The organism is Devosia sp. 2618, assembly GCF_040546815.1.
Classification (GTDB): Bacteria; Pseudomonadota; Alphaproteobacteria; order Rhizobiales; family Devosiaceae; genus Devosia.
Window position 1 is genome coordinate 3,804,030 of record NZ_JBEPOO010000001.1, and the last position, 19,563, is coordinate 3,823,592.

Annotated in this window: 23 protein-coding genes; 10 read left to right on the top strand and 13 right to left on the bottom strand. The window is 61.8% G+C overall.

The annotated features are described in order from the left end of the window. The first annotated feature begins 50 nt into the window (after positions 1-50). Positions 51-836 carry a glycoside hydrolase family 25 protein gene (locus ABIE28_RS18730; protein ID WP_354065571.1) on the top strand — a complete coding sequence of 262 codons (786 nt, stop codon included), beginning with the start codon at positions 51-53 and terminating at the stop codon, positions 834-836. A gap of 5 nt (positions 837-841) precedes the next feature. Here ABIE28_RS18730 and ABIE28_RS18735 read toward each other — a convergent pair whose 3' ends face one another. Both ABIE28_RS18735 and ABIE28_RS18740 read right to left on the bottom strand, forming a co-directional pair. Continuing rightward, positions 842-1,273: a GreA/GreB family elongation factor gene (locus tag ABIE28_RS18735; protein WP_354065573.1), complete on the bottom strand. Its 432-nt coding sequence runs from the start codon at positions 1,271-1,273 to the stop codon at positions 842-844. Positions 1,274-1,337: 64 nt separating this feature from the next. Next, positions 1,338-1,544, bottom strand: a complete 207-nt coding sequence (locus ABIE28_RS18740; protein WP_354065575.1) for a hypothetical protein — start codon at positions 1,542-1,544, stop codon at positions 1,338-1,340. A 357-nt stretch (positions 1,545-1,901) separates the two neighbouring features. Between ABIE28_RS18740 and ABIE28_RS18745 the strand changes: the two genes are divergently transcribed. Then, the gene (locus tag ABIE28_RS18745) at positions 1,902-2,024 is read left to right on the top strand and encodes a hypothetical protein (protein WP_354065577.1); all 123 of its coding nucleotides are present in this window, start codon (positions 1,902-1,904) and stop codon (positions 2,022-2,024) included. 291 nt (positions 2,025-2,315) lie between these two features. Here the strand turns inward: ABIE28_RS18745 and ABIE28_RS18750 are convergent, their stop codons facing one another. The 5 genes from ABIE28_RS18750 to rsmI all read right to left on the bottom strand — a co-directional run bounded on the left by ABIE28_RS18750 (position 2,316) and on the right by rsmI (position 5,887). Next, complete coding sequence (locus ABIE28_RS18750; RefSeq protein WP_354065579.1) at positions 2,316-2,957, bottom strand: MarC family protein; 642 nt, start codon at positions 2,955-2,957, stop codon at positions 2,316-2,318. A 258-nt stretch (positions 2,958-3,215) separates the two neighbouring features. Then, positions 3,216-3,596 carry a hypothetical protein gene (locus ABIE28_RS18755; protein ID WP_354065581.1) on the bottom strand — a complete coding sequence of 127 codons (381 nt, stop codon included), beginning with the start codon at positions 3,594-3,596 and terminating at the stop codon, positions 3,216-3,218. Then, positions 3,596-4,546 (bottom strand): glutathione synthase, encoded by a 951-nt coding sequence (gene gshB, locus ABIE28_RS18760; protein ID WP_354065582.1) that lies wholly within the window; start codon positions 4,544-4,546, stop codon positions 3,596-3,598. The genes ABIE28_RS18755 and gshB overlap by 1 nt, the downstream gene beginning before the upstream one ends. A gap of 95 nt (positions 4,547-4,641) precedes the next feature. Then, entirely contained in the window at positions 4,642-5,034 is a 393-nt protein-coding gene (locus ABIE28_RS18765; RefSeq protein ID WP_354065584.1) for a YraN family protein, read from the bottom strand. Next, the gene (gene rsmI, locus ABIE28_RS18770; protein WP_354065586.1) at positions 5,000-5,887 is read right to left on the bottom strand and encodes a 16S rRNA (cytidine(1402)-2'-O)-methyltransferase; all 888 of its coding nucleotides are present in this window, start codon (positions 5,885-5,887) and stop codon (positions 5,000-5,002) included. The genes ABIE28_RS18765 and rsmI overlap by 35 nt, the downstream gene beginning before the upstream one ends. Before the next feature lie 81 nt (positions 5,888-5,968). On the opposite strand from rsmI, the gene ABIE28_RS18775 reads away from it, so the two are divergent. Continuing rightward, complete coding sequence (locus tag ABIE28_RS18775; RefSeq protein ID WP_354065588.1) at positions 5,969-7,222, top strand: penicillin-binding protein activator; 1,254 nt, start codon at positions 5,969-5,971, stop codon at positions 7,220-7,222. Positions 7,223-7,335: 113 nt separating this feature from the next. Here the strand turns inward: ABIE28_RS18775 and ABIE28_RS18780 are convergent, their stop codons facing one another. Further along, positions 7,336-7,677, bottom strand: a complete 342-nt coding sequence (locus tag ABIE28_RS18780; RefSeq protein WP_354065590.1) for a hypothetical protein — start codon at positions 7,675-7,677, stop codon at positions 7,336-7,338. 228 nt (positions 7,678-7,905) lie between these two features. On the opposite strand from ABIE28_RS18780, the gene ABIE28_RS18785 reads away from it, so the two are divergent. Next, positions 7,906-8,214, top strand: a complete 309-nt coding sequence (locus ABIE28_RS18785) for a DUF2834 domain-containing protein (protein ID WP_354065592.1) — start codon at positions 7,906-7,908, stop codon at positions 8,212-8,214. A gap of 103 nt (positions 8,215-8,317) precedes the next feature. On the opposite strand, the gene hemW is transcribed toward ABIE28_RS18785, so the two are convergent. The 3 genes from hemW to rph form a co-directional block, all read right to left on the bottom strand. Further along, complete coding sequence (gene hemW, locus ABIE28_RS18790; RefSeq protein WP_354065593.1) at positions 8,318-9,475, bottom strand: radical SAM family heme chaperone HemW; 1,158 nt, start codon at positions 9,473-9,475, stop codon at positions 8,318-8,320. After that, positions 9,465-10,106, bottom strand: coding sequence for a non-canonical purine NTP pyrophosphatase (locus tag ABIE28_RS18795; protein ID WP_354065595.1), 642 nt, complete (start codon positions 10,104-10,106; stop codon positions 9,465-9,467). The genes hemW and ABIE28_RS18795 overlap by 11 nt, the downstream gene beginning before the upstream one ends. 241 nt (positions 10,107-10,347) lie before the next feature. Continuing rightward, positions 10,348-11,064 (bottom strand): ribonuclease PH, encoded by a 717-nt coding sequence (gene rph, locus ABIE28_RS18800; RefSeq protein WP_354065597.1) that lies wholly within the window; start codon positions 11,062-11,064, stop codon positions 10,348-10,350. Between the two features lie 140 nt (positions 11,065-11,204). Between rph and hrcA the strand changes: the two genes are divergently transcribed. After that, complete coding sequence (gene hrcA, locus ABIE28_RS18805; RefSeq protein WP_354065598.1) at positions 11,205-12,281, top strand: heat-inducible transcriptional repressor HrcA; 1,077 nt, start codon at positions 11,205-11,207, stop codon at positions 12,279-12,281. A gap of 130 nt (positions 12,282-12,411) precedes the next feature. Continuing rightward, positions 12,412-12,993, top strand: coding sequence for a nucleotide exchange factor GrpE (grpE, locus tag ABIE28_RS18810; RefSeq protein ID WP_502913411.1), 582 nt, complete (start codon positions 12,412-12,414; stop codon positions 12,991-12,993). Between the two features lie 308 nt (positions 12,994-13,301). Here grpE and pncA read toward each other — a convergent pair whose 3' ends face one another. Both pncA and pabB read right to left on the bottom strand, forming a co-directional pair. Then, the gene (gene pncA / locus ABIE28_RS18815) at positions 13,302-13,937 is read right to left on the bottom strand and encodes a bifunctional nicotinamidase/pyrazinamidase (protein WP_354065602.1); all 636 of its coding nucleotides are present in this window, start codon (positions 13,935-13,937) and stop codon (positions 13,302-13,304) included. Beyond that, complete coding sequence (gene pabB, locus ABIE28_RS18820) at positions 13,934-15,721, bottom strand: aminodeoxychorismate synthase component I (RefSeq protein ID WP_354065604.1); 1,788 nt, start codon at positions 15,719-15,721, stop codon at positions 13,934-13,936. Before pabB ends, pncA begins: the two co-directional genes overlap by 4 nt. Positions 15,722-15,873: 152 nt before the next feature. On the opposite strand from pabB, the gene ABIE28_RS18825 reads away from it, so the two are divergent. From ABIE28_RS18825 to ABIE28_RS18840, 4 genes are all read left to right on the top strand, one after another. Continuing rightward, the gene (locus ABIE28_RS18825) at positions 15,874-16,176 is read left to right on the top strand and encodes a hypothetical protein (RefSeq protein ID WP_354065605.1); all 303 of its coding nucleotides are present in this window, start codon (positions 15,874-15,876) and stop codon (positions 16,174-16,176) included. A gap of 122 nt (positions 16,177-16,298) precedes the next feature. Beyond that, positions 16,299-16,631 carry a hypothetical protein gene (locus tag ABIE28_RS18830; RefSeq protein ID WP_354065607.1) on the top strand — a complete coding sequence of 111 codons (333 nt, stop codon included), beginning with the start codon at positions 16,299-16,301 and terminating at the stop codon, positions 16,629-16,631. A 219-nt stretch (positions 16,632-16,850) separates the two neighbouring features. Further along, complete coding sequence (dnaK, locus tag ABIE28_RS18835; protein ID WP_354065609.1) at positions 16,851-18,767, top strand: molecular chaperone DnaK; 1,917 nt, start codon at positions 16,851-16,853, stop codon at positions 18,765-18,767. A gap of 256 nt (positions 18,768-19,023) precedes the next feature. Then, on the top strand, positions 19,024-19,494 hold the full coding sequence (locus ABIE28_RS18840; protein WP_354065611.1) for a hypothetical protein: 471 nt from the start codon (positions 19,024-19,026) through the stop codon (positions 19,492-19,494). Positions 19,495-19,563 lie beyond the last annotated feature (69 nt).

Consider the following 19,563-nt stretch of genomic DNA (forward strand, 5'->3'; position numbering starts at 1 on the left):
TAGCCCGCCTGCCTTTTCCCTCGTTTTCTACGATCGCAAAGGGCACCATTATGGCGGCATTGGCCGTTGTGCTGGTGGCTTGTTCCTCCGGCGGGGGGCTTTACGGTCCTATTCAGGGCGATAACCGCCCCCATTCCGGCGTTGACCGGGCGCGTGGCATGCCGATCCAGGGGATCGACGTGGCGCGCTATCAGGAAAATGTCGATTTCCAGCGTGCTCGGCAGGCCGGTATCCAGTTCGTCTTCATGAAGGCGACCGAGGGCAAGGACTATATCGACCCCAATTTCCGGGTGAACTGGCAGCGCGCCCGCGATGCCGGCATGCCGCGCGGCGCCTATCATTTCATGACCTGGTGCTCGCTGGCGTCGGAGCAGGCCGCCTGGTTCATCCAGAATGTGCCCAACGATCCAAGCGCACTGCCGCCGGTGCTCGATCTGGAGTGGAACAACCATTCGAGCTGCAAGGTGAAGCCGAACCGCGCCGATGCACTCGAAAAGATCCGCTATATGCTGGATGCCATGGAGCGCCATACCGGCAAGCTGCCGATCATCTATACCGACATGAACTTCCACCGCGACATCATGGAAGGCGAGTTCTTCCCCAATACGTTCTGGCTGCGCTCGACCGCTGCCGAGCCACATGAGCGCTACAAGAACCGCGCCTGGACCTTCTGGCAGTGGACGCAGACCGGCGTCGTGCCAGGCGTCAAGGGCGAGGTGGATCGCAACGCCTTCTACGGTAGCCAGAACGACTGGCTGACCTTCCTTTCGACGGGCTGCGACCCACGTGCTTTGGCATCATTGCAGCCGACCGGCCGCTGCCAATACGTCAAATAGGCCGATCAGTGGCCACGCCAGCGGTTGGCGTGGCCATAGCTCACCACTTCGGCGTCGGCTTCGGGCTGATAGAGCACCGAATCCACCGTCACCGGCCCCTGTTCGGCGTCATAGCTGAACACCTGCTCGTCGCGCATGCCCAGCAGCGCCAGCCCCTGCAATGAGCGCAGCGAAATGGTCTGGCCGATGACCTCGCGGGCGGCACCCAGCACCAGACGATGTTCGAGCCAGCGGCCATCGCCGACGCGATAGCGCACCTGGCTGTTCATCGTCACCACGCTTGAATCGATCAGCTCGGCATCGACGATATCGGCCTGCACGAGCTTGAGCCGCAGCAGGTCGAAATAGCCACGCTCGCCGCTGGGGCGGGCCATGGCGATGCCCCGCAGAATGGCATAATCGCGATCGGTCATGACGAACTGGGCTGCGCCCGACATTTGTGTGTGCTCCAGATTGAGAGAAAAGGGGCGCCGCGTCGGGGGTGGACGCGGCGCGGCAGGGTCAGATTTTTGCCGTGTTGAGGGCGGTCAGAATCCGCGCCCGGTCGTCGAGCTGGCGTAGGCGGATGGTCATAGTTTCGGTCTTGATCGGGGTCTGCGGCGGCAGGCGATATTCAAGACCGGGCAGCACGGCTTCCGCCCATTCGGTGAAGCGCTTGAGCTTGTGGCTGCCGCTGATGGGAAGAGTGAGCGAGTATTTGAACGTCATGGCGAATGTATCCGAACAGGCGCATCGCCGCTTCCCGCCACGCGTTGATGGCCAAGGCACGGACGATGACGAGCGACCTGCTTGCGCAGGGTCAATGATCAACGGGAAATGGAGTCTTTATCCTGGCCCGGCCCTTGCACTGCAGGTGGCCGAACCAGGTCAAACGCCTCGAAGGAGGCGGAACCGGTGATGCTGGCGACAGTCGGAATGATATGCGCGCATGGCCCCCATCAAAGCAGAAGCCCGAGGAAAGTCAAATCTTTGGGGTGCGGCACTCTGCCAGCGCTTGCCAGCGCAGAGGGGGAGGGCTAGCCTTTAGCGGTAATCAATCGGGCGATGTGCCCGAGGAGGAACGACATGGCCAAAGGTCAGATGCGCAGCAATAAAGAAGCCAAGAAGCCGAAAAAGGACAAGGTCGCGGCAGCAAAGCCGATCACCGGTCTTGGCGCTGGTAGCGCAGGTAATTCTGCAAAGAAGTAGTTTTCGTCTTTTCGACTGGATCGAAGGCGACTGGCGCGGGCCGGTCGCCTTTTGTTTTTGGGGCCTGGGTCAGCCGGCGACAGTCAGCTGCGGCACCTGAACGGCGTCAGCTATCGTCGTGGTGGCCGGAGGCACGCTGGCAGCCATCATGGCCATGATCATCAAAACAATTGCAGCAGCAAAACGCATTGTGGCCTCGCGTATTGTGATGGCGAGAACATCTGCTGATGCAGCGTCGGCCGCAAGACTTGCCTTAATAACTGCTTAATGGCGCAATTTTAACCAGCGCGATCAGGTCGCTGCGCCGCCCAGCAGGCCGCTCGACTGGATACCGTCAAAGACGAACTGTACGGCCAGCGCCGCCAGCAGAATACCGACGACGCGCGACACCACGGCAAGGCCGGTGACGCCGAGCAGGCGCTGGATGGGAATGGCGACCAATAGCGTCAGCCAGGCGAGGAACAGGATCACCACGATGGCAAACAGCACCGTCCAGAATTCGGCGGTGGTGGTGGTGCCGGTGGTGAGCAGGATCACCGCGCTGATGGCGCCGGGGCCAGCCAGCAGCGGCATGGCCAGCGGGAAGACGGCGATATCGTCGCGCGAACGGGCTTCGACTTCTTCTTCATCGGTGGTGCCGGTACCGCCGGAGTGACGCGCAAACACCATGTCGATGGCGATCAAAAACAGCAGCAATCCGCCAGCGGTGCGTAGCGCGGGGATGGTGATGCCGAAGACTTCCAGGATCGGATTGCCGAGCACGCCGAACAGCAAAAGGATGATGCCGGCGATGATCACGCCGCGGGTAGCAAAGGCAAAGCGCTGCCTGGCGGTGTTGTGCTTGGTGAGAGCGGCAAAGATGAAGGCGATATCGGCAACGCCTACCGTGGCGAACAGCGTCGCAAAGGCGACGAAGAATGTCGTTGTCGGCATGACGCTGCTTCCCCAAGTGTCGGGACTAGCGATAGCGGGTTAGGGCGGGATTGGCGACCCCTTGGCATTGAAGCGCGTTTGGGACTCTCAATATCATCGCACCCACTGTGCTGCCCTCGGACTTGATCCGAGGGCAGCACAGTGGGTGCGGAGAGTGGTTCTCGGGTCTAGCCCGAGAACAGCGCGGTGGTTTTGGCACTATGAGAGGTTGGCCCGCAGAACGGACGTGTGCGGGCCGTCAGACGGGGGCAACCAGTCTCACATCATCCGTGCAACGGTGGCGAAGCCTGCCAGCAGCAGCAGTGCCGCGCCATCGATCCAACCCCGCGAGCGGATCAGCCATTGCGGACGGGGTTTGGTGGTGGGGAGGAAGCGGGCGAGCCAGATGGCGCCGTAGAGCACCCAGGTGAGGAAGAAAAACACCATGGGCAGGTTGGACCAGCCGTCGCGGTTAAAGCCCACCATGATGCGGGTGATGCCGGCGCCGAGCAGGATGGACAGCACATAGGCGCCGACGACGACAAGTGAATTGCGCCAGAAGGGCAGGGTCAGGCGCTGATCGATGGGCAATGTCTTGCGCCAGCGGCGAAACAGGAACCAGCCAATGCCGCCCAGGATCGCCGCCAGCAGAGCCCACATCAGGCGCGGCGCTTTTCGATGGCGTCCCAGATCAGCACGGCGATATCGGGACCTCCGAAGCGCTTGATTTCGCGGATGCCGGTGGGGGAGGTGACGTTGATTTCGGTGAGGTAGTCGCCGATCACGTCGATGCCGACAAAGATCATGCCGCGCTCCTTGAGCGCTGGCGCGATGGTGACGCAGATTTCGCGCTCGCGGGCGGTGAGTTCGGAGATTTCCGGGCGGCCGCCGACATGCATGTTGGAGCGCGCTTCGCCCTCGGCCGGAATACGGTTGAGGCCGGCGACGGGTTCGCCATCAATGATGATGATGCGCTTGTCGCCCTTGCGCACGTCCGGCAGGTAGCGCTGGATCATGAAGGGCTCGCGATAATTGCTCTCGAACAGTTCGAGCAGGCTGGCGAGATTGTGGTCGCCTTCCTGGATGAAGAAAACGCCCGCGCCGCCATTGCCGTAGAGAGGCTTGACGATGATGTTACCGTGTTCTTTGCGGAAGGCATAAATCTGCTCGCGATCGCGCGTCACCAGCGTCGGCGGCATCAGCTCGGGGAAGTCAGTGACGAGGATCTTTTCGGGCGCGTTGCGCACGGCGGCGGGCGGATTGACCACCAGCGTCTTGGGGTGCAGGCGCTCCAGAATATGGGTGATGGTGATATAGTTCATGTCGAAGGGCGGATCCTGGCGCATGTGGATCACATCCTGGGTCGACAGGTCGATGCGGCTGGCTTCGCCCAGTGCGAAATGCTCGCCCTTGGGCTTGTCGAACACTTCAATCGGCTGGACCAGCGCGGACACGACATTGCCGCGCAGCGACAGCGTATCGGGCGTATAGTGCAGCAGTTCATGGCCGCGCGCCTGCGCTTCGAGCATCAGGGCGAAGGTGGAATCGCCACGTGGATTGATGGTGGCGACATGGTCCATCTGGACCGCGACTTTGAGCTTTTTTGCCATTTTAGCGTCTCGAGCGGCCCGATATTTCAGTAGGCCTCATCCTGAGCCTGTCGAAGGACGAGGTCGTGGCGAGATCGGCATGCCCGGTGAGGGTCTCACGGCGACGCATCAAACGCATTCACCACATGGCGTGGCCATCGGCCGGGCGCAAGGAAAATTACGTCGAAGCGGAGGGATGTTTCCGCCTTGGTAGGGTGGCGCGCCAACCAATACTGCGCGGCGCGGACTATGCGCGATTGATTGACTGCCTCAAGGGTCTCGGCTTGCGTGCTGGCCTTGCTGCGCGCCTTGACCTCGACAAAGACCGTGGTGCCGAAGCGCTCGGCGATGAGGTCGATTTCCCCGACCGGGGTTTTATAGCGGCGCGTGACCACCCGATAGAGCTTGAGCCGCAGGAACCAGGCGGCGAGCGTTTCCCCGCGATGGCCGCCCAGCTGAGCCTGGACGCGGGCCTTACTTTTCGGCTTTGAGGGCGAGGGCGGCATCATAGACCTCCTTGCGCTTGAGGCCGTATTTCTGGGTGACTTCATCGACGGCCACCCGCAGGGGTTGCTGTTCCATTGCCGCGGACAGGTCTGCCTGCCAGTCGGCGGCATCGGGCGCGGTGGGTTCGGCGGCGCCGGCGACAACGATCACCGCTTCGCCCTTGGTTTCGGTATCGGCAAATTCGGCGGCAAGCGCGCCTAGGCTGCCGCGATGGACGCGTTCAAAGCGTTTGGTCAGTTCCAAAGCGACGGCCGCCTGTCGGTCACCGAAGATTTCAGCCATGGATGCCAGCGTATCGTCGAGGCGGCGCGGGCTTTCGTAAAACACCAAAGTTTCACGTGAATCCTTGAGCGCTTTGATGGCATTGGCGCGCGCGCCAGCCTTGGGCGGCAGAAAACCGTGAAAGGCAAATGCATCGGTGGGCAGGCCGGCAACGACCAGCGCCGACAGCAATGCCGAGGCGCCGGGGATGGGGAAGACCGGCTGGTTGGCTTCAGCCAAAGCGCGGATCAGCGGAAAGCCGGGATCGGACAGGAGCGGCGTGCCGGCATCGGAGATCAGCGCGATGGCTTCCCCGGCGGCGACCCGACGCACGATATCGTCGGCCTTGGCCCGTTCATTGTGTTCATGCAGCGCCACGCGGCGGCCCTTGATGCCGTAGTGATCGAGCAGACGGGCGGACATGCGGGTGTCTTCGCAGAGCACGACCGAGGCGGCGGCCAGCGTTTCAAGCGCGCGGATGGTGATGTCGCGCAGATTGCCGATCGGGGTTGCCACGACATAAAGGCCGGGGGCCAGAGGCGGGGCCGTAAAGGCCGAACCGGCAATGAAATAGCCCGAATTGGTGTCGTTCATGCGCGGATCCGGTCGGTTGAGACTTGGTTAAGCAATGGCGGTCAAACTGTTAACACACTGCTAGCACTTTGGAGGTCTTTGGTGACCTTTGATCGAAAGGCACGACGGGGATTGGTTCGCGCTTTTGGCGCCGTGAGCCTGCTCGCGCTATCGGCCTGTGCGCCAATGCAGTTCGGCTCGCGGACGCTCGATCTGGGCGGTCCCATCGGTCCATCTAGCGACACTGGCGGGCTTACGCCAGCCCAACCGGGACTGCAGACCCCGATTGCGATGCCGAACGGGCCGACCCAGAGCTTTGGTCGCGGGCCGGTGAAGGTCTCGCTGCTGCTGCCACTGAGCGGTGACCCGGCTTCGGCATCGGTCGGGCAATCGCTGGCCAATGCCAGCCGGCTGGCGATCAGTTTTGTCGAGGCCAATCCCAATATTGCCGAGAACATCACCATCACGCTGCGCGATACCGGCACCAGTGCACAGGGCGCCAGCAGCGCGGCGAGTGCGGCGGTGGCGGATGGGTCGCGGCTGATCCTTGGGCCTTTGCAGGCCGATCAGGTGATGGCGGCGGGCGCGGTGGCGCGGTCGGCTGGGTTGCCGCTGATCGGGTTTTCCAACAATCCGGGCGCGGCGGGGCAGGGGGTTTATCTCTTGAGCGTCTTGCCCGAGATGGAAATGAAACGCTCGCTGCGCTGGCTGATGGCGCAGGGTCGGCGTGGTGTGGCGGGCGTGTTCCCGGCCACCGAAACGGGCCAGGCGCAGGAAATGGCATTCCGCCAGCAGGCCGTCGCCGTCGGGTTCTCGCCGCAGGCGGTTTATACGTTTTCGACAGCGCAGGAGGCCCAGCAGATCGTGGCGCAGGCCATGCCCAATATCCAGCGCGGCATGATCGACGCGCTGGTGCTGCCCGACCGGGCGACGGCCCCCAATTTCGGCGCGCTGCTGGCACAGGCCGGCGTCACCAATGAGCAGGTGCAGATTGTCGGCTCGGCTGAATGGGATGGTGATCCGGGAATCATGTCGTCGGCAGGGTTAAGCGGGGCGATCTATCCGGCGGTTGATCCGTCCGGGATGGCGGCGATCAGCGGGGACTATCAGCGCCAGTTTGGTGGCCACCCCAATGGGCTGGCGACGATTGCCTATACGGCGACGATCCTGGCCAATGTGAATACGCTGTCCATGGCCAATCCGCCCTATAATCCGGGGCTGATGACGAGCAGCACCGGCTTTAACGGGCGCGATGGGGTGTTTCGGTTTTTGAGCAATGGCCGGGCGGAATATGCGCTGGCGATCAAGAAGGTTGGGCCCGGTGGAGCGCAGGTCTTGGAGGGGGGCAAGCTTTAGGGGCCACCAAGGCTTCCACTTCTGGGGCGTGGCAGGCGCGGTGTGCGACATAACCATGCAAGCAAAAAGGCCCCGCGGGTGCGGGGCCAGAATTGGCGGACTTGCCGAGATGATCAGCGGGCCAAGGGCGCAGTGCGCTTGGTGGCGACCGGGGCGAATATCTTCACGGTGCCTGGCGCTGGACCGACATGTTTCTCGACAGTCACCAACCGGGTTGATGCCTTGCCACCGTTCCCACTGACGGGGAGCCCGCCGTAGTCGGCGCAGGCTGCAGTAACGACCGCGTCAGAGGGCGCGCTGCCATCGTCAAGAACTCCGACCGTAATGCCGTCATTGCACATCCAGCTAACGGTACCGTCCTGCCAATAATGCAGCTTGTAGGCCTGCGCCTGTGCCACGGATGCCAGTGCGATTGCGGCGATTGATGCGGCGGTGATGATGGCTTTCTTGTTCATGATTGTCCCTCTGTGTTGAATGCCTGGGCAGATTGAGGGGCGCCTCTTGAATTGCAGGTGAGCCAGCCGTTCATTTTCACGTCATCTGCGGTCTAACCGACACGTCGTCGGTCCACGCATAAGCGAAAAGCTCTCTTGTCCAGATGACTGCTCGCGGCCATAAGCTCCGCCAAATCAGGCACATGAGCACCGCTTCGGTGATGGTTGCCGTTGCAGAGGAAGGTGCGCATGAGCGTCAGGAATCTCTATTTAGCGGCTGCCGTGCTTGGAACGGTCGTTCCCTGGCTGTTTTTTGGCTCCTTCTTCTCCCAGAATGGGCCCGATATTCCGCTCTTTTTGCAATCCCTGTTCGTGAACGGGGCAGCCGGTGGCTTCTCGGCAGATGTGCTGATTTCGATTGCCGTATTTTGGCTATGGTCATGGCGCGATGCCGCAAAGCACGATGTGGCGCGCTGGTGGCTGGTTCTGCCGGCAAGTTTCTTTGTCGGGCTATCGCTAGCGCTACCGCTTTATTTCTATTTGCGTGAGCGCAACTGAAACCTCGCAAAATCGGGAACGCCGATATTGCGGACCGTTCCGCGATATAGACCGGCTGTCTATGCCATTGGATAGAAGCCGGTCTGCGTTCTGCGTCAGCAGATCAGGCAGCCAGGTCCGCGACCACGGCGTCCAGCACCGGAAAGCCCTTGTCGGTCACCCGCAGATTGCCGTTGGGGAGGGTTTCGACGAAGCCGTAGCCTTTGAGGGTGTCGATCTGGGTGCGGGAAATCTGGCGGCCGGAGATCGCGGTGAAGCGGGCCGGGGAAATGCCTTCCTTGAGACGCAGGCCCATGACGAGGAACTCGTCGCCCTGTTCTTCCCAAGTCAGAATATCGTCGACGACCATGCCGTGGCCCTTGGAGACGACGTTTTTCTGCCAATCGAAGGGCATTTTTTCGGCGGCTGTGGCGTGGCGCTGATTGTTGATCATCAGACGACCATGGGCGCCCGGACCGATGCCGGCATATTCGCCATACCGCCAGTAGAGCATGTTGTGCGAGCTTTCCTGGCCCGGACGGGCATGGTTGGAAATCTCGTAGGCGGGCAGGCCCGCGGCAGCGGTGAGTTCGGCGGTCATCTCATAGAAATCGGCCGCCAGATCCTCATTGGGCATCTTGAGCTTGCCGGCCCGGTGCAGGTCGAAATAGCGCGTGCCCTGCTCGATGGTCAGCATATAGAGGCTGATATGGCCCTGGGCGAGCCAGAGGCCTTCCTTGAGCTCGTCTTCCCAATCTTCGAGCGTCTGCTTGGGACGGCCATAGATCAGGTCAAAGCTGGAGCGATCAAACACCGACTGCGCGATGCGCACGGCCGCGATGGCCTCATCGACAGAGTGACGACGGCCGAGCTCGGCCAGAGGCCCTTCGCGCAGCGATTGGACGCCCAGCGAGACGCGATTGACGCCGGCGGAGCGATAGCCCCGGAAACGGTCGACTTCGACGCTGGTCGGATTGGCTTCGAGTGTGATCTCGGCATTGCGGCCGATGGTCCAATGCTTGGCAATGGCGTCGATGATGCGGCCCGTCGATTGCGGGTTCATCATCGAGGGCGTGCCCCCGCCAAAGAAAATCGACTGCACGACACGGCCGGGCGTCAGCGACGCGGTATAGGCGATCTCACGCTCATAGGCGGCCACATAGTCGATCTCGTCGAACGGGCCGCGATGGACGTGCGAATTGAAATCGCAATAGGGGCACTTGGACGCGCAAAACGGCCAATGCACGTAAACGCCGAACATGTCGTTCGGGCTATTGCTCAATCTGATTCTCCACGAATTTGGCGAAGGAGCGGGCGCGGTGGCTCAGCCCCTGCTGGCCGGGGGCCCAGCTATGCTTCATTTCTGGCGACATCTGGCCAAAGGTCAGCTCGTAGCCATCGGGCATGAACATCGGATCATAGCCATGACCCTGCGTACCGCGCGGCGGCCAGACCAGAGTGCCAAAGCACTGGCCGTGATAAATCACATCGCGACCATCGGGATGAGCGAGGCAAAGCGTGGCGTTGAACGAGCCCTTGCGCTGTTCGGGCGCGGTGGCGCCGGCAGCTTGAAGAGCATCCTCGACGCGCTGCATGGCGACATTGAAATCGCGCGGCACGCCAGCCCAGTCGGCGGTATAGACGCCGGGATCGCCATTGAGCGCATCGACGCAAAGACCCGAATCATCGCTGAGCGCCAGCATATTGGCGGCGCTGGCAGCGGCGTGGGCCTTCAGCCGGGCGTTTTCGGCAAAGGTGGTGCCGGTTTCTTCCGGCTCGGGCAGGCCAAGTTCGCCGGCCGAGACAAGCTCAAGGCCGAAGGGGGAGAACAGTTCCTGAAATTCCTTGAGCTTGCCGGCATTGTGGGTGGCCAGCACGAGACGATCGCCGCGGCGGAGTTTTGCAATGCTCACTTGCTGGCGCTCCGGGGCTTGGCATCGAGCGCGCGGACCACATCGTGCCAGAGGGCGCAGTTTGCGGAAGGCAAGGCCCCCTCATCCGCCCTTCGGGCGCCTTCTCCCACGAGGGGAGAAGGGGAAGCGGTGGTGCGACGGAATAGTGCCAGAAACGCGGAACTACCCTTCTCCCCGCGTGGGAGAAGGTGGCTCGGCGCAGCCGAGACGGATGAGGGGGGCTTCTTGCGGGCAAAAAACATCATGCTTCCAAAGCCGCCAACTGCATCAGAGTCAGCTCGCCAATGCCCTGTTCGGCCAGCTCCATCAGCGCGTTGAGTTCGTCGCGCGAGAAGGGGACCTGTTCGGCAGTGCCCTGGATTTCGACGAACTTGCCGGAGCCGGTCATCACGAAATTGGCATCGGTATGGGCTTCGACGTCTTCGAGGTAATCGAGATCGAGCACGGGGGCGCCGCGATAGATGCCGCAGGAGACTGCAGCCACCGAATCACGCAGGGCCTTGCCCTTGGTCAGCTTGCGCTCGTCCATCCACTTGATGGCATCGGCTAGCGCCACATAGGCGCCGGTGATCGAAGCGGTGCGGGTGCCGCCATCGGCTTCGAGAACGTCGCAGTCGATGGTGATCTGGTTTTCGCCCAGCAGCTGCATATCGACCACCGCGCGCAGCGAACGGCCGATGAGGCGCTGGATTTCCTGGGTGCGGCCGGACTGCTTGCCGGCGGCGGCTTCGCGACGGGTGCGCGAACCGGTGGCGCGGGGCAGCATGCCATATTCGGCGGTGACCCAGCCCTGGCCCTTGCCGCGCAGCCAGCCCGGCAGGCTGGTTTCAACCGAAGCGGTGACGAGCACCTTGGTGTTGCCGAAGGAGACGAGGCACGAGCCCTCGGCCTTCTGGGCGACATTGCGCTCGATTGTAACCGCCCGCATCTGGTTGGGCTCACGTCCGGAAGGGCGCATCAGGGATCCGTCAAGAAATTGCTATTAACCGCCTCTTAACCCTCCTAGCCCTCGGTCACAAGCGGCGGGCGCTTGGCGGGAAGCTGCAATGCGCTTAAATGAGGCATGAGGGTTAAAGCGGAGGATTTTATCGAAATCGAATGAGCAAGCCTCCAGAAGATTTCCTCAGCGTGCTCAATGCACGCAGCCAGGACATATTTCGCAAGATCGTTGAGCGGTATCTGGAGACAGGTCAGCCGGTGGGTTCGCGCGACCTGAGCCGTATGCTGCAAGTGGGCCTGTCGCCCGCTTCCGTGCGCAATGTGATGGCCGATCTTGAAGATCTTGGACTGATCGCAGCGCCGCATACTTCTGCAGGCCGCGCCCCAACGCAGGACGGGTTGCGGTTTTTCGTCGACGCCATGCTCGAAGTGGGTGCGGTCAACGAAACCGAGCGCAGCCAGATCGCCAAATCCATCGAGGGCCAGCATCGCGGGCAGGTGGAAGATGTGCTGACCGAAGCCAGCACTTTGCTGAGCGGGCTGAGCCAGGGGGCAGGGGTGGTGATCGCCACCAAGGCCGACATGGTGCTGCGCCATATCGAATTTGTGCGGCTCGATGCCACCCGCGCCATGGCCATTCTGGTCGGGCAGGACGGGCAGGTGGAAAACCGAATCATGGATATTCCGGCGGGGCTGACCGCCTCGACCCTGACCCAGGCCGGCAATTATCTGGCGCGCTATGTGGTAGGGCGGACCATTCCCGAGGCGCGCAAGGCCTTGTCCGAGCAGCGCAACGAGCAGCGCGCCGAACTGGACGAGCTGACGCAGCGGCTGGTGGATGCCGGGATCGCGACGCTGGGCCAACCCTCGGCGGCGAGCCAGCCGACAGTGATCGTGCGCGGGCGGGCAAACCTGATCAATGATGCGATGGCGAGTGACGAACTGTTGCGCATGCGGCAACTGTTTGACGAGCTCGAGAGCAAGGACGGCTTGCTCGACCTGCTTGGCGACGCTGAAAAGGCGCAGGGCGTGCGCATCTTTATCGGCTCGGAAAACAAGCTGTTTTCGCTGTCGGGATCGTCGGTCATCCTGTCGCCGTACAAGGATGCCAATGACAAGGTGGTGGGGGTGCTTGGGGTGATCGGGCCGACGCGGCTCAACTATGCGCGCATCGTGCCGGTGGTGGACTATACCGCCAATGTGATCAGCGCGATGATGGCGCGAAAGCGGAATTAACGGGCGCGTTTCGGGACCTTGCTCAACAGGCGCTGCGTCCAAGGACCACGGTGGCTGCTCTATCACTTGAAAAGACGGCCAGTTTGGCCGATATGCGGACCAAACCAGTTATCCATTGCGGAACAGAACAATGATGAGCGACGACAACGCCGCCTCCGGCGAGACGCCCGAAGTCGAAATCCCGACCGAAGTCGAAATCGATCCGACCGAGGCATTGCGCGCCGAGAATGCGGAACTCAAGGACCGGGTGCTGCGCACTCATGCCGAGATGGAAAACCTGCGCAAGCGCACCGAGCGCGATGTCGCCGATACGCGCAGCTATGCCATTGCCGGTTTTGCCCGCGACATGCTGAGCGCCACCGATGCGCTGAGCCGCGCCCTGATGGTGCTGCCAGCCGAAGCGCGTGAGCATGGCGATGCGACCACCAAGAGCCTTATCGAAGGCATCGAAATGACCGAACGCGAAATGCAGCGCCTCCTGGCCAAGCATGGCGTGACGCCGATCGAAGCCGAGGGCCAGAAGTTTGACCCGCACAAGCATCAGGCGATGTTTGAAGTGCCCGATCCCAGCCGTCCCGAAGGTACGGTCGTGCAGGTGGTTCAGGCCGGTTTTGCCATCGGCGACCGCATCCTGCGCCCCGCCATGGTCGGCGTCGCCAAGGGCGGCCCAAGCCACGCGCCGGCTGACGAGGCGATTGATAAGAGCGTTTGAGGTTTGGGGTGATGGCCGCCCGTGCCATTCGAGCGTAGCTCTCATGGTCTTCTCGGCTAAAATCTGTCCACCGGACAGATTTTGCGGCAAGGCCGCCGCCTCAAAGTTTCACGTGAATCCCCGCGCAAGCGGGGATTTTTGTTTGTGGGCAGGCACTCGCAGTCGTCCCCTCTCCCCTGAGGGGAGAGGGTCGGGGTGAGGGGTTCAGAGGTTGGCGGAAGCACAGTGCTTCAACTTGGTCTGAACCCCTCACCCGGCGCTGCGCGCCGACCTCTCCCCTCAGGGGAGAGGTGATCAGAAGAGTTCGCCTACCCCAAAATATCCTTGCTCATCACCCGTTCCACCCCAGCCTCCGCCATGTCAGCCCACGCCTTTGCCAGGCTCCCGGCATTGTCGATCGCGCGCGTCGCGTCTTCGATGACGGTCACGTCAAACCCGGCGGCGGCGCCGTCGATGGCGGTCCAGCCGACGCAGAAGTCGGTGGCGAGGCCGACGATGTATAGTCGGCCGACATCGCGTTCGTTGAGATAACCGGCGAGCCCCGTCAGGGTTTCGCGGTCGGCTTCCTGGAAACCGGAATAGCTGTCGATCTGGCGCGTATAGCCCTTGCGGATGATCAGCTGGCCGTGGGGAATGTCGAGATCGGCCGAGAGCGCTGCGCCGTGGCTGTTCCAGACGCAATGGTCGGGCCACAGGACTTGGGTGCCATAGGGCAGTTCAATGGTCTCGAAGGCGTTTTTGCCGTCGTGCTGGCTGGCAAAGGAAATGTGATCGGCCGGGTGCCAGTCCTGGGTGAAGACGACATTGGTGAAGTGTTTTGCCAGCGTATTGATCAGCGGCACGATGTCGTCGCCACCGGCCACCGCGAGGCTGCCGCCGGGCAGAAAATCGTTTTGCACATCGACGACGACCAGCACGTCCTGCGGGGTGATTTTTCGGGTCATTGGTCGTCTCCTGTTCTAGTCCACTCGGCTTGCATCAGGCCGCGCACGGAATTGCCGAGCCAGATTGCGTCCGCCGTCTCAAGGTCCGCAAGGGTCAATCGCTGTTCGACGGCGCGACCGGAGGCGATGAGTTCGGCACGCAGCGTCCCGGGCAGGAGACCGGCCGAGAGCGGCGGGGTGAGCAGCGTGGCATTGCGCTCAACAAAGAGATTGGTGATCGAGCCTTCAGTCAACTCATCGCGCTCATTGAGGAACAGCACTTCGTCGACGCCCAACGCGGCATGGGCGCGCTGGCGCGGCTCGTCGTAAAAGGCGCGGTTGGTGGTTTTATGCGCCAGCCACAGGCTTTGCGAATCAAGCCGCTCGGGGGCGATGGAGAAACGAAACACCGGAGGATTGGCGGGCAGGGGCACAAAGGTCAGCGCTGCGCCGGTTTCGTTCAGCGTCAACCGGACGCGCATCCGGTCAGCCGGGAATGTCGTGGTGCCGTCTTCGAGCAAAGCGATGATTTCGGCCATGTCGAACCGAAACCCGAAATAGCGGGCCGATTGGGACAGCCGCTCCATGTGGCGCTCGAGCAGCCAAAAACCCTTGTCGCGCTCCCAGAGCAGAGTTTCGATCAGGGTGACGTCGCGGGCGGGTTCGGTAAAAAATGCCATTTTGAGCAGGGCCTCGCGATATTCGTCGTCTGCAACACTATCGGCGACGATGCCGCCGCCAATGCCGATTTCGCCTTTGCCGTGCTGGTCGATGACGGCGGTGCGGATGGCGACGTTCAGCGTCAGATCGCCATTGGGGGCGAAGTGGCCGATCGAGCCGGTATAGACGCCGCGCGGCCCGGCTTCGACCTGATGGATGATTTCCATGGCGCGCAGTTTGGGCGCGCCGGTGATCGAGCCGCAGGGGAAGAGGTTTTCCAGCAGCTGGGTGGTGCTGACGCCGGGGCGGCGCTGAGCGGTAATGCCCGAGGTCATGGTGTGAAGCGTGCGATAGGTTTCGACGGTGAAAAGGTCGGTGACCTTGACCGAGCCGATCTCCGCGATGCGGCCGAGATCGTTGCGCAAGAGATCGACGATCATCAGGTTTTCGGCGCGGTTCTTGGCGTCGGCGGCCAGCTCGGCGCGCCCGGCGTCGTCCTCGGCGATGGTGCGGCCGCGCTTGAGCGTGCCCTTCATCGGCCTGGCGTTGAGGGTCGTGCCGCGAGCCGAGACGAACAGTTCGGGTGAGCGGGACAGGATCCAGTGGGTGCCGGTATTGATCAGCGCTCCATAGGAGACCGGCTGCTTGCGCACGAGATCGCGATAGAGCGCGACCGGATCGCCGTCCAACTGGAAGTCGGCCTTGAAGGTGAGGTTGACCTGATAGGTATCGCCCGACGCGATCAGCGATTTGACCGTATCGAAGGCCGCGCCGTAGCTGGTCTCGTTTTGACGCGGCACGATGTTGATGGCGGCGCCGGTCTTGGTGCCGACGATGGCGGCGAGGCGGGCATCGACTTCGGCGGCGGTCAGCCGTTCGGGCGCGTCGTACAGGCCGAGCCAGAGCAGAGGCGCGCCTTCGGGCAGGAGATGAGTGAGGCGTTCTTCAAAGACAAAGCCCAGCTCATAGGCCAGAAAACCGGCGGCATGGAGGCCCTTGGCCTGCGCCGCTTCTAGCTGGGAAAGTGCTTCCCGGACCCCTGTCGCATCATGGGCAATCAGCACCGCGTGCGGGCTGGTAAACAGCAGGTTCTCGCCATTGGGAGCGAGCGTGTCGTGAAGCAGCACTGTGCCGGGAGCAAACATGGCGTTGTTCTAGAAGGTTTTGCGCGGGTCGTCACCGGGCAAACCCGGTTTGAACGGGCGCAAAATCCGGTACGTTTCTGATCGAGGCGGCGCGATGGGGCCGTGGTAAATCGCAGGCATTCGTTCTGTCTCACCGCACAAAGAGATGATCCATGCTGCAGCATGTCCTTCGCGCCACGGCGCTGGTTGTTGTTCTGGCCGGTGCCAGCACCGCCGCCGAATATGATTTCGTTGTCACCAACAAGACCGATGATGATGTCAATTCGATCTTTGTCCAGAATGGCAAGGTCAACAATTTCAAACGCGTGCCGTCCAATGGCGAACGCTCAATGACCATCACGCTGCCCGATGGCGTTTGCATAACCCGGATTCAGGTCGGTTTTTCCGGCAACGAAGCGGTGTTCAACGAAAGCTATGATGCCTGCAATAGCGGCGGGCTGGACCTGATCTACTAGGTCGACCACATCCCCCCGAATCAGGCGCTTTGACTGGCCCGGCTGGGGATATTTGAGAAATTATGCCCGCCTGTTATAGAGGCTGGCCCCGGCCGGTCGCCGGGTGGATTGGGGGACTATCCATGAACAGTTTTTTGAAGGGCGGCCTAGTCGCTCTGGCGCTGCTGGGCGGCGCGCTGCCGACATTTGCGCAGGACGTTGAATTCACGCTGATCAATTCGAGCTCGCACTCGCTGCATTACTTCTACACCAACCCCAGCAATCACGACGCCTGGGGCGAAGACCTCCTGGGTGATGTCGGCACGCTTGAGCCGGGCGAACAGGGCAATGTGTTTATCGGCGATGGCTCGGACCAGTGCCTTTATGACTTCCGATTCGAGACCGCCGAAGGCAATCTGCTCGAAGTCTATGAAGTCGATATCTGCGAGCTGGGCAGCTACACGCTGACCGACTAGCCCCAATAAGCGCGAGGCCGGGCACAATCTGGCCTCTCACGCTACTGGCAAATCTCCTAGCGAAGCGCTTGAAGCCTTTCGGCGCCCCCCCTATATAGCCTCCAAGCCCTTGAATGGGCGCATTCCAGTTGCAAGGAACCCGGCCTTGTAAAGGCCAAGGAGCTGCTTCCTTTGTGAAGGGCTCCAGCACGGGTTTGCTGAAAGAGAGGCTACATTTAAATGGCTAAAGTTATCGGTATCGACCTGGGCACCACCAATAGCTGCGTTGCAGTGATGGACGGCTCCAATCCTAAGGTTATCGAAAACGCGGAAGGGGCGCGCACCACCCCATCGATGGTCGCCTTTTCCAAGGATGGCGAACGTCTCGTTGGTCAGCCGGCCAAGCGCCAGGCTGTGACCAACCCAGAAAACACCCTTTTTGCCGTCAAGCGCCTGATCGGCCGTCGTTACGACGACAAGGTCGTGGCCAAGGACAAGAACCTGGTGCCGTTCAAGATCGTGCCCGCCGACAATGGCGACGCATGGGTTGAAGCATCGGGCGACAAGTATTCGCCGAGCCAGGTCTCGGCCATGATCCTGCAGAAGATGAAGGAAACCGCTGAGAGCTATCTCGGCGAGACCGTCACGCAGGCCGTCATCACCGTTCCCGCCTACTTCAACGACAGCCAGCGCCAGGCCACCAAGGACGCAGGCAAGATTGCCGGCCTTGAAGTGCTGCGCATCATCAACGAGCCAACCGCAGCGGCACTCGCATACGGCCTCGACAAGAAGAACACCGGCACCATTGCGGTCTATGACCTTGGCGGCGGCACCTTCGACGTGTCGATTCTGGAAATCGGCGACGGCGTGTTTGAAGTGAAGTCCACGAACGGCGACACGTTCCTGGGCGGCGAAGACTTTGACATGCGCCTGGTCGACTACCTGGCCGACGAGTTCAAGAAAGAGCAGGGCATTGACCTGCGCACCGACAAGCTGGCTCTGCAGCGCCTCAAGGAAGCTGCCGAAAAGGCCAAGATCGAACTTTCGAGCCAGACGCAGACCGAAATCAACCTGCCTTTCATCACCGCCGACGCTTCCGGCCCAAAGCACCTGACGCTCAAGCTCAGCCGCTCCAAGTTGGAGTCGCTAGTTGATGACCTGATCCAGCGCACGCTGGACCCTTGCAAGCAGGCCCTCAAGGACGCTGGCGTCACTGCTGCCCAGATCGACGAAGTCGTGCTGGTCGGTGGCATGAGCCGCATGCCCAAGGTGCAGGAACTGGTCAAGCAGCTGTTTGGCAAGGAACCCCACAAGGGCGTGAACCCTGACGAAGTCGTGGCACTGGGCGCCGCCATTCAGGCCGGCGTGCTGCAGGGCGACGTCAAGGACGTGCTGCTGCTCGACGTGACCCCGCTGTCGCTCGGCATCGAAACGCTGGGTGGCGTGTTCACCCGTCTGATCGATCGCAACACGACCATTCCGACCAAGAAGAGCCAGACCTTCTCCACCGCCGAAGACAACCAGTCGGCAGTGACCATCCGCGTGTTCCAGGGCGAACGCGAAATGGCCGCCAACAACAAGCTGCTGGGCAATTTCGACCTCGCCGGCATCCCATCCGCACCACGCGGCGTGCCACAGATCGAAGTGACCTTCGACATCGATGCCAACGGCATCGTGCAGGTTTCGGCCAAGGACAAGGGCACCGGCAAGGAGCAGCAGATCCGCATCCAGGCTTCGGGTGGTCTTTCCGACGCCGACATCGAAAAGATGGTCAAGGAAGCCGAGCAGAACGCTGACGCCGACAAGAAGAAGCGCGAAGCTGTCGAAGCCAAGAACCAGGGCGAAAGCCTGATCCACTCGACCGAGAAGTCGCTCAAGGAATATGGCGACAAGGTTGGTCCCGAAGTCAAAACCGAGATCGAAGCTGCCGTTGCTGACCTGCGCGGCGTGATCGATGGCGACGACGGCGAAGTGATCAAGGAAAAGACCGAGGCGCTGGCCCAGGCATCGATGAAGCTGGGCGAGGCCATGTACAAGGCCAGCCAGGCGGAAGCCGAAGCCAAGGCCAATGGTACGGCCGACGATGAGGACGAAGACGATGTCGTCGACGCCGACTTCGAAGAAGTCAAAGACGAAGACGACAAGAAGCAGGCCTAAGCTTTTCAGGCAGTGCATCGAAGGGGTCCGGCGCCAAGCCGGGCCCTTTTTTGTTAGGGCGACGGTGACGCCTCGACGGAATGACGTGGTGGGTGGCAGCGCCCTTCGGGTACCGCCAGCCGTTACCCTCGGGTCAAGCCCGAGCGTGACGATCCGCCATATGCCGCGCGGCCGCGTCATCGCCTTGACTTAACGACGTTTCGCGTGTTGCGCGTTTGCGATTAGCTAAATGCGCGCGGATGGCTTAGGGTAGCGAATGAACATTCCAGACCCCCAATCCTTCACCGACCCCGATAAACTGCGCAAGCTCATGGCCAATGCCGTGCGCCTGGGCTACGACGACCTGGCTTTCGGCTGCCAGATCCGCATTGCCACACTGGCTGGCAATGCCTTCAAGGAACCCGTCGAGCGCGCCTTCATCACCGGCCTCGTTGCCGCTGAAGAATTCCGCACTGCCGACAATGGCCGTTCCACCAAGCTCACCAGCGTTCGCGCCAAGTACAAGCGCCTCGGCGCCGTGCGCGTGCTGTCCGACCAGATGATGGCCGAAGACTTCACCGACGGCTTTGACAAGCTGGTCGCGCATAACCGCGCCGACCTGACCGGCGAAGCCATCGTGATGAACAACGAAGACGATTTCACCGTCGACGTGGTCAACGCTGCCCGCAAGAAGCTGATGGAGCGCGGCGTGACGATTGGCGATACGGAAGTGGCCGCCGACGCTTAAGGGCAGGGGACGCTGAGGGGGCGTTTGCTGTTTTTGGGGTGCCGGGTGCAGGTGTCACGGGTCTCATGG

Bases quoted from the DNA above. Each gene is read 5' to 3' on its own strand.
- hrcA (WP_354065598.1), top strand. From the start codon at position 11,205: ATGAGCAAGCCTCCAGAAGATTTCCTCAGCGTGCTCAATGCACGCAGC.
- rsmI (WP_354065586.1), bottom strand. From the start codon at position 5,887: ATGAACGACACCAATTCGGGCTATTTCATTGCCGGTTCGGCCTTTACG.
- ABIE28_RS18755 (WP_354065581.1), bottom strand. From the start codon at position 3,596: ATGTGGGCTCTGCTGGCGGCGATCCTGGGCGGCATTGGCTGGTTCCTG.
- ABIE28_RS18750 (WP_354065579.1), bottom strand. From the start codon at position 2,957: ATGCCGACAACGACATTCTTCGTCGCCTTTGCGACGCTGTTCGCCACG.
- gshB (WP_354065582.1), bottom strand. From the start codon at position 4,546: ATGGCAAAAAAGCTCAAAGTCGCGGTCCAGATGGACCATGTCGCCACC.
- rph (WP_354065597.1), bottom strand. From the start codon at position 11,064: ATGCGCCCTTCCGGACGTGAGCCCAACCAGATGCGGGCGGTTACAATC.
- dnaK (WP_354065609.1), top strand. From the start codon at position 16,851: ATGGCTAAAGTTATCGGTATCGACCTGGGCACCACCAATAGCTGCGTT.
- ABIE28_RS18765 (WP_354065584.1), bottom strand. From the start codon at position 5,034: ATGATGCCGCCCTCGCCCTCAAAGCCGAAAAGTAAGGCCCGCGTCCAG.
- ABIE28_RS18825 (WP_354065605.1), top strand. From the start codon at position 15,874: ATGCTGCAGCATGTCCTTCGCGCCACGGCGCTGGTTGTTGTTCTGGCC.
- grpE (WP_502913411.1), top strand. From the start codon at position 12,412: ATGATGAGCGACGACAACGCCGCCTCCGGCGAGACGCCCGAAGTCGAA.
- ABIE28_RS18730 (WP_354065571.1), top strand. From the start codon at position 51: ATGGCGGCATTGGCCGTTGTGCTGGTGGCTTGTTCCTCCGGCGGGGGG.
- ABIE28_RS18745 (WP_354065577.1), top strand. From the start codon at position 1,902: ATGGCCAAAGGTCAGATGCGCAGCAATAAAGAAGCCAAGAAGCCGAAA.
- ABIE28_RS18840 (WP_354065611.1), top strand. From the start codon at position 19,024: ATGAACATTCCAGACCCCCAATCCTTCACCGACCCCGATAAACTGCGC.
- ABIE28_RS18830 (WP_354065607.1), top strand. From the start codon at position 16,299: ATGAACAGTTTTTTGAAGGGCGGCCTAGTCGCTCTGGCGCTGCTGGGC.
- ABIE28_RS18780 (WP_354065590.1), bottom strand. From the start codon at position 7,677: ATGAACAAGAAAGCCATCATCACCGCCGCATCAATCGCCGCAATCGCA.
- pabB (WP_354065604.1), bottom strand. From the start codon at position 15,721: ATGTTTGCTCCCGGCACAGTGCTGCTTCACGACACGCTCGCTCCCAAT.
- pncA (WP_354065602.1), bottom strand. From the start codon at position 13,937: ATGACCCGAAAAATCACCCCGCAGGACGTGCTGGTCGTCGTCGATGTG.
- ABIE28_RS18735 (WP_354065573.1), bottom strand. From the start codon at position 1,273: ATGTCGGGCGCAGCCCAGTTCGTCATGACCGATCGCGATTATGCCATT.
- ABIE28_RS18740 (WP_354065575.1), bottom strand. From the start codon at position 1,544: ATGACGTTCAAATACTCGCTCACTCTTCCCATCAGCGGCAGCCACAAG.
- ABIE28_RS18785 (WP_354065592.1), top strand. From the start codon at position 7,906: ATGAGCGTCAGGAATCTCTATTTAGCGGCTGCCGTGCTTGGAACGGTC.